Below are 6,740 nucleotides of genomic sequence, written 5' to 3' on the forward strand. Positions count from 1 at the left end.
GCCCCTGCGCCGCGCGGGTGACCGAGGAGAGGACCGAGCCCCCATGGCCGCGGAACCCGTGATCGTCGAAGCCGTACGCACCCCCATCGGCAAGCGCGCCGGCGCGCTGGCCAATCTGCATCCCGCCTACCTCCTGGGCGAGACCTACCGTGAACTCCTCGGCCGCACCGGCATCCCCGCCGACGCGGTCGAGCAGATCGTCGGCGGCACGGTGACGCACGCCGGCGAGCAGTCGATGAACCCCGCGCGCACGGCCTGGCTGACCATGGGACTGCCGTACGAGACCGCGGCCACCACCGTCGACTGCCAGTGCGGCTCCTCGCAGCAGGCCTCGCACATGACCGCCAACATGATCGCCGCCGGGGTCGTCGACGTCGGGATCAGCTGCGGCGTCGAGGCGATGTCGCGGGTGCCGCTGGGCTCGGGCTCCAAGCACGGGCCGGGCAAGCCGTTCCCCGACGAGTGGCACGTCGACCTGCCCAACCAGTTCGAGGCCGCCGAGCGGATCGCCCGCAACCGCGGCCTGACCAGGCAGGACGTCGACGCCCTCGGGCTGCTCTCGCAGGAGCGGGCGGCGCACGCCTGGGCCGAGGAGCGCTTCAAGCGGGAGACCTTCGCCGTGCAGGTGCCGACGACGGAGGAGGAGCAGCACGCCGGGCAGGGCATGTGGCGGCTCGTCGACAGGGACGAGGGGCTGCGCGACACGTCCGCGGAGGCGCTGGCGGGCCTGAAGCCCGTCATGCCGACCGCGATCCACACGGCGGGCAACTCCTCGCAGATCTCCGACGGCGCCGCCGCGATCATGTGGGCGTCGAAGCGGATGGCGCGCGCCCTCAAGCTCCGCCCCCGGGCCCGGATCGTCGCCCAGGCCCTGGTCGGCGCCGATCCGCACTTCCACCTGGACGGCCCGATCGACGCCACCCGGGCGGTGCTCGGCAAGGCCGGGATGACCCTCAAGGACATCGACCTGGTCGAGATCAACGAGGCGTTCGCGTCGGTGGTGCTCAGCTGGGCGCAGGTCTTCGGGCAGAACCTGGACAAGGTCAACGTCAACGGCGGCGCGATCGCCCTCGGTCACCCGGTGGGGGCCACCGGCGCCCGGCTCATCACCACCGCCCTGCACGAACTGGAGCGTACGGACAAGGAGTTCGCCCTGGTCACGATGTGCGCGGGCGGCGGCCTGGCAACCGGGACGATCATCCAGCGGCTGTAGCGGACCAGGTCCGCCGGACACGGACCGCCCGCACCTCGGCGGGCGGACGCCACCGGCCTCCGCCGATCCTCCGCGGACGGAGACGCGGCCGGTCCCCGCCGCACCCGGCATGCACCCGCGCTTTGGTCCGGAAACCGGCGGCGGGCGCGTGTGGTTGCATCCGAGGGGCGCGACAAAGATCACACCGCACGGCCCGCATACGACCGCGGGAGCGGGCAGACGCACCTGCGTACACCGCATTTGGTTGCACGATGCAGCGATGTGCGCACGCGACGTAACGGGACCAAGTGCTCCTATCGTCGCTTACCGACCCGTCCGGCGCCGTACGGGCCGCGCCCCTGTCCCCGACGAAAGGTAGGCGAGCCCCGTTTTGGCGACCGTCACAGCCGTCACCCCGTCCCTCAAGGTCCCCGGCCCGCGCCCGGCCGCGTCCGCCCCCACCGTCACCGACCCCGCGCTGGTGAAGCGCGCCGTGAAGGCGGCGGCACTGGGCAACGCCATGGAGTGGTTCGACTTCGGCGTCTACAGCTACATCGCGGTGACCCTCGGGAAGGTCTTCTTCCCGTCCGGAAACCCGACCGCGCAGTTGCTGTCGACGTTCGGTGCCTTCGCCGCGGCCTTCCTGGTCCGCCCGCTGGGCGGCATGGTCTTCGGCCCGCTCGGCGACCGCGTGGGCCGCCAGAAGGTCCTCGCCCTCACCATGATCATGATGGCGGCGGGCACCTTCGCGATCGGCCTGATCCCCTCCTACGCGGCGATCGGCGTGGGCGCGCCCGTCCTGCTCCTCGCCGCCCGCCTGGTGCAGGGCTTCTCCACCGGCGGCGAGTACGCGGGCGCGTCCACGTTCATCGCCGAGTACGCGCCGGACAAGAGGCGTGGCTTCTTCGGCAGCTGGCTGGAGTTCGGCACACTGGCCGGCTACATCGGCGGCGCCGGCCTGGTGACGCTGATGACGGCGCTGCTCTCCCCCCACGACCTGACGTCCTGGGGCTGGCGCGTCCCGTTCCTGATCGCGGGCCCGATGGGCATCGTCGGCCTCTACCTGCGGATGCGCCTGGAGGAGACCCCGGCGTTCGCGGCGGAGGTGGCCAAGGCCGAGAAGTCCCGCCCCAAGGTCCCCCTCCGGGAGATGATCACGGGCCAGTGGAAGGCCCTGCTCCTGTGCATGGCCCTGGTCCTGGTCTTCAACGTCACGGACTACATGCTGCTCTCGTACATGCCGAGCTACCTGACCAGCGAGCTGAAGTACGACGAGACGCACGGCCTGCTCGTGGTGCTCGGCGTGATGGCGCTGATGATGATCGTCCAGCCGTTCGCCGGAGCCCTCACCGACCGGGTGGGGCGCCGCCCGGTCATCGCCGCGGGCTGTGCGGGCTTCCTCGCCCTGTCCGTCCCGGCCCTGCTGCTGATCCGCCAGGGCAGCCTGCTCGCCGTCGCCCTCGGCATGGGCGCCCTCGGCCTGCTCCTGGTCTGCTTCACCGCGGCGATGCCGGCGGCCCTGCCGGCCCTCTTCCCGACCCGGGTCCGCTACGGCTCCCTGTCGATCGGCTTCAACGTCTCGGTCTCCCTCTTCGGCGGCACGACCCCGCTGGTGGTGACGGCCCTGATCGGGGCGACGGGCAACATGATGATGCCCGCGTACTACATGATGGGGGCCGCGGTGATCGGCGGCTTCGCGGCCTGGCGCATGGCGGAGACAGCCGGAAAGCCCCTACCGGGCTCGGCGCCCGCGATAGAAGAGGCCGCCTGAGCCACGCCCCACAGGGCGCTGGGGGTACCCCCTTCGAACCAACCGGCCGCCCCGTCCGTACCGTCGGTCAACAGACGGTAGCTGTCCGGATCGGCCCCCCTGGTGACCATGCCCTCCGCTGTACCGTCTGACGTCACGTGCGACGGCAGCGGAGGGCATCGGTTCATGAGCCAGCGGAAACCCCGCCGACGCACCCGTCTCCTCGCGGTGCTCCTCCTGCTGGCCGGCCTCCAGCTCGGCTCCCTCGCGGCCCCCGCGTACGCCTGCGCCTGCGGCGCCCTCGTCACCGACGCCGCCCAGCGGGTCAGCGTCGGCCGGGAGGAGTCGGTCCTGCGCTGGGACGGCACCCGCGAACAGATCGTGATGCGCCTGACGGTGGACGGCGACGCCGACCGCGCCGCCTGGATCATGCCGGTCCCGCACCGCGCCACCGTCTCCCTCGCCGACCCGGCCCTCTTCGACCAGCTGCACACGCTCACCGCCCCGGTACACCGCACCCGCCACCACTTCTGGCCCGCGGACGGCGACTGGCCGCTCACCACCGGCGGCACCGACGTCCCCGGCCCGCCCGGCGGCCTCGGCGCCCGGACCCCCGGCGTCGGGGTGGTCGAGCGCCAGCGGCTCGGCCCGTTCGACGTGGCCCAGCTGACCGCCACCGACCCCGGCGCCCTGGACGGCTGGCTGCGCGGGAACGGCTTCCCGCTGCCGCCCCGTCTGGACAGCGCCCTCGCCCCGTACGTCGCGCAGCGCTGGGAGTACGTCGCCGTCAGACTCGCCCCCGCGACCGCGGACACCGCGCTGCGCGGCGCCCTCGACCCGCTCCACCTCGCCTTCGCCAGCGACCGCCCGGTCTACCCGATGCGGCTGTCGCGGCTCGCGGCCACCCCGCAGTCCCTCGGCCTGTACGTCCTCGCCGCGCACCGCATGGAGCCGCGCACCGCGATCGGTGGTGAGCGACCGAGGGTCGTCTACGCCGGCCGGCTCAGTCGGCCGACCGGCGACCTGCGCACCCTCGCCGCGGGCACCCCGTACCTGACGGCGATCGGCCAGGAGTTCCCGTACCCGTCCAGGATCTCCGGCGACCACGTGCTGCGGCGGGCGGCCTCCGACACCCCGTTCCAGCAGGTCGTGTACACGGACCGGCTGACCGAGGTGGCCGGTGTGCCGGCCTGGCTGCTGGCGGTGGGCGGGACGCTGCTGCTGGCCGTCACGCTCACGTCCCTGGCCGCCGTACGACGCTCCCGTCGCCCGGCCGCGCCGCCCCCGCCCTCTGGGCCGATCGGCTGAGTTCCGGCCGCCGTCGGGGCGGTGGATCACCGGCGCGGCCACCCCCTCAGTAGTGCTATCCAGGTAGCTGTCAGTGGACAGCCACCTGGATATGCGAAAGGCAGCGGACGCATGAGCGGCTCTCAGCTCTGGGACGACGTCGACTTCTACTTCACCAGCCATCTGTCACCGGACGACGAGGCGCTCCAGGCGGCCCTGCGCGAGAGCGAGGCGAACGAGCTGCCGCACGTCAACGTCACCGCCAACCAGGGCAAGCTGCTCCAGCTCCTCGCCCAGATCCAGGACGCCCGCACCATCCTCGAGATCGGCACCCTCGGCGGCTACAGCACCATCTGGCTGGCCCGCGCCCTGCCCGCCGACGGCAGGCTGATTTCGCTGGAGTACAGCGCCCGGCACGCCGAGGTGGCGGTCCGCAACATCGCCCGCGCCGGACTCGACCGGCTCGTCGAGGTGCGGGTCGGGCCGGCCCTGGAGTCGCTGCCCAAGCTCGCCGACGAGAACCCGGCCCCCTTCGACCTGGTCTTCATCGACGCCGACAAGGCCAACAACCCGCACTACGTCGAGTGGGCGCTGCGGCTCACCCGGGCCGGCAGCCTGATCGTCGTCGACAACGTGGTGCGCGGCGGCCGGGTGGTGGACGCCCGCAGCGCCGAGCCGGACGTGGTCGGCACCCGCGCCGCGATCGAGCTGATCGCCGCCCACCCGAGGCTGAGCGGCACGGCGATCCAGACGGTCGGCAGCAAGGGCTACGACGGCTTCGCCCTGGCCCGCGTCCTGGGGTGAGCGCTCGTCTCAACCCTCGTGGTAGAAGCCCACGTTGACGCTGCGCGGGGCGGTGCGGTCACGGACGACGATCTCGCCGGAGCCGCCCCGGGGCAGTGCCACCGTGCCGCCGTAGGTGATGGTCTGGGCGTACTCGCCGACCTTCAACAGCACCTCGGAGGAGGGGTCCGCCTGGGAGCCGCGCAGCCAGGTGACCTGCCAGCTGCCCTCGGCGCCGCACAGGAACTCCAGGTGCACCCGGGAGACGAACAGCCAGTCGTCGGGGGTGGCGAGCCGGCAGACGGCGGCGTCGCGCCCCACCCGCAGCACGGCGCCCGGGTCGCTCGGCGCGTCGGCCATCAGCATTCCGGCCGTCTCGCCCGTCTCCCCGGATACGGAGGCCATGGTGAGTTCGAGCACGTGCGTTCCCCCTGCGCGGTTCCTGGGTCTTTCCCGAGACCCCTGCTGGATCTCGGCCGCATGATAAAACGCCCGGCGGACCGGCGTCCGGCACAATGGAGTCATGACCGAGCGAAAGCCACCCGGGGTGCCGTTCGAGTCCTGGGTGGACAAGCAGATCCAAGACGCCCAGCGGCGCGGGGAGTTCGATCAACTGCCGGGCGCGGGCGAGCCGTTGCCGGCGATCATGGACGCGCCCTACGACGAACTGTGGTGGGTCAAGCGGAAGATGGCCCGCGAGGGGCTCGCGCTGCTGCCGCCGGCGCTCGCGCTGCGCAAGGAGGCCGAGGACGCGCTCGCGGCGGCTTACGCGGCGCCCTCGGAGCGGATCGTCCGGAAGATCATCACGGACGTCAACGTCAAGATCCGCGACATGATGTTCAAGCCGCCGCCCGGGCCCCCGCTGGGCAGGAAGCCGTACGACGTCGAGGAGGTCGTACGCGTGTGGCGGGAGCGCCGGGCGGCGGCGGGTACGGCGGAACCGGACCCGGAGGGGTGAATCAGATGTGCAGCAGCCGGTCGGCGAGTTCGCGGTAGTCGCGCAGGGCCAGCCGGAGCTGCTCGGTGTCGGCCGTTCCGGGCTGGTCCCCGCCGGCCGACTGCCAGCTGCCGCGCAGGGTACGGCGGCGCCGGTCGATGGCGTCGGTGAAGCGGGCGGTGAGTTCCTCGACGGCCCGGTCGGCCTCCTCGACGGCCGCCCGCGGCTCGTCGACGAAACCGGCGACGGCGTGCCGCAGCCGCTGCTCCAGCTGACCGCACTCCTCGTTCGGCATCAGCTGCCCACCGCTGCCGCCCACGGCCGACTCCCGCCCGACGACGGACTGACGGCCCGCGACCGACTCACCGCCCACCCCCGGCTCGCTCCCGGGGGCGGTCCCACTCCCCGCAGGGAACTCGCCGCCCAGGGCCGACTCACGCCCCACGGCGGTCCCACCGCCCACAGCGGACTCACGACCCGCGGCAGACTCTCGGCCCATGGACGCCTCACGCCCCACGGCCGTGCCACCACCTCCAGCGGGCTCACGACCCGCGGCGGACTCGCCGCCCATGGGCGCCTCGCGCCCCGCGGCCGTTCCACTCCCCGCGGCCGAACCGCGGCCGGTGTCCGTCTCGTGGCCCGGCCCGTCACCGGCCACCAGGACGGCCTGTCCGGGTGTCTCGGTGTCGTCGGCGCCGCCCGCGCGCGGCGGTGCCGTCTCCTGTGGCCCGCGGTTCGACGCGGGCCACACGTACGGCAGGTCGTCGTGCACCCCGGGGAACAGACCGGCG

7 protein-coding genes are annotated in these 6,740 nt (G+C 73.0%); 5 read left to right on the top strand and 2 right to left on the bottom strand.

Annotation, left to right across the window (positions count from 1 at the left end; genetic code table 11):
- Positions 1-43 precede the first annotated feature (43 nt).
- The 4 genes from ABZ646_RS09695 to ABZ646_RS09710 all read left to right on the top strand — a co-directional run bounded on the left by ABZ646_RS09695 (position 44) and on the right by ABZ646_RS09710 (position 5,033).
- Positions 44-1,213 (top strand): steroid 3-ketoacyl-CoA thiolase, encoded by a 1,170-nt coding sequence (locus tag ABZ646_RS09695; protein ID WP_360515198.1) that lies wholly within the window; start codon positions 44-46, stop codon positions 1,211-1,213.
- Positions 1,214-1,583: 370 nt separating this feature from the next.
- Positions 1,584-2,963, top strand: a complete 1,380-nt coding sequence (locus ABZ646_RS09700) for an MFS transporter (protein ID WP_360515201.1) — start codon at positions 1,584-1,586, stop codon at positions 2,961-2,963.
- Between the two features lie 165 nt (positions 2,964-3,128).
- A complete protein-coding gene (locus tag ABZ646_RS09705) occupies positions 3,129-4,250 on the top strand; it encodes a DUF2330 domain-containing protein (RefSeq protein WP_360515204.1) in 1,122 nt (373 codons plus the stop codon).
- Positions 4,251-4,361: 111 nt separating this feature from the next.
- Positions 4,362-5,033: an O-methyltransferase gene (locus ABZ646_RS09710; RefSeq protein ID WP_360515207.1), complete on the top strand. Its 672-nt coding sequence runs from the start codon at positions 4,362-4,364 to the stop codon at positions 5,031-5,033.
- Between the two features lie 9 nt (positions 5,034-5,042).
- Here the strand turns inward: ABZ646_RS09710 and ABZ646_RS09715 are convergent, their stop codons facing one another.
- On the bottom strand, positions 5,043-5,432 hold the full coding sequence (locus ABZ646_RS09715) for a hypothetical protein (RefSeq protein WP_360515210.1): 390 nt from the start codon (positions 5,430-5,432) through the stop codon (positions 5,043-5,045).
- 103 nt (positions 5,433-5,535) lie between these two features.
- Between ABZ646_RS09715 and ABZ646_RS09720 the strand changes: the two genes are divergently transcribed.
- Entirely contained in the window at positions 5,536-5,970 is a 435-nt protein-coding gene (locus tag ABZ646_RS09720; protein WP_360515213.1) for a DUF1992 domain-containing protein, read from the top strand.
- A 1-nt stretch (position 5,971) separates the two neighbouring features.
- Here the strand turns inward: ABZ646_RS09720 and ABZ646_RS09725 are convergent, their stop codons facing one another.
- Positions 5,972-6,733 carry a hypothetical protein gene (locus tag ABZ646_RS09725; protein WP_360515216.1) on the bottom strand — a complete coding sequence of 254 codons (762 nt, stop codon included), beginning with the start codon at positions 6,731-6,733 and terminating at the stop codon, positions 5,972-5,974.
- Between the last annotated feature and the right edge of the window lie 7 nt (positions 6,734-6,740).

Origin of the sequence: Streptomyces sp. NPDC007162, from assembly GCF_040634175.1 — a bacterium.
Lineage (GTDB): Bacteria > Actinomycetota > Actinomycetes > Streptomycetales > Streptomycetaceae > Streptomyces.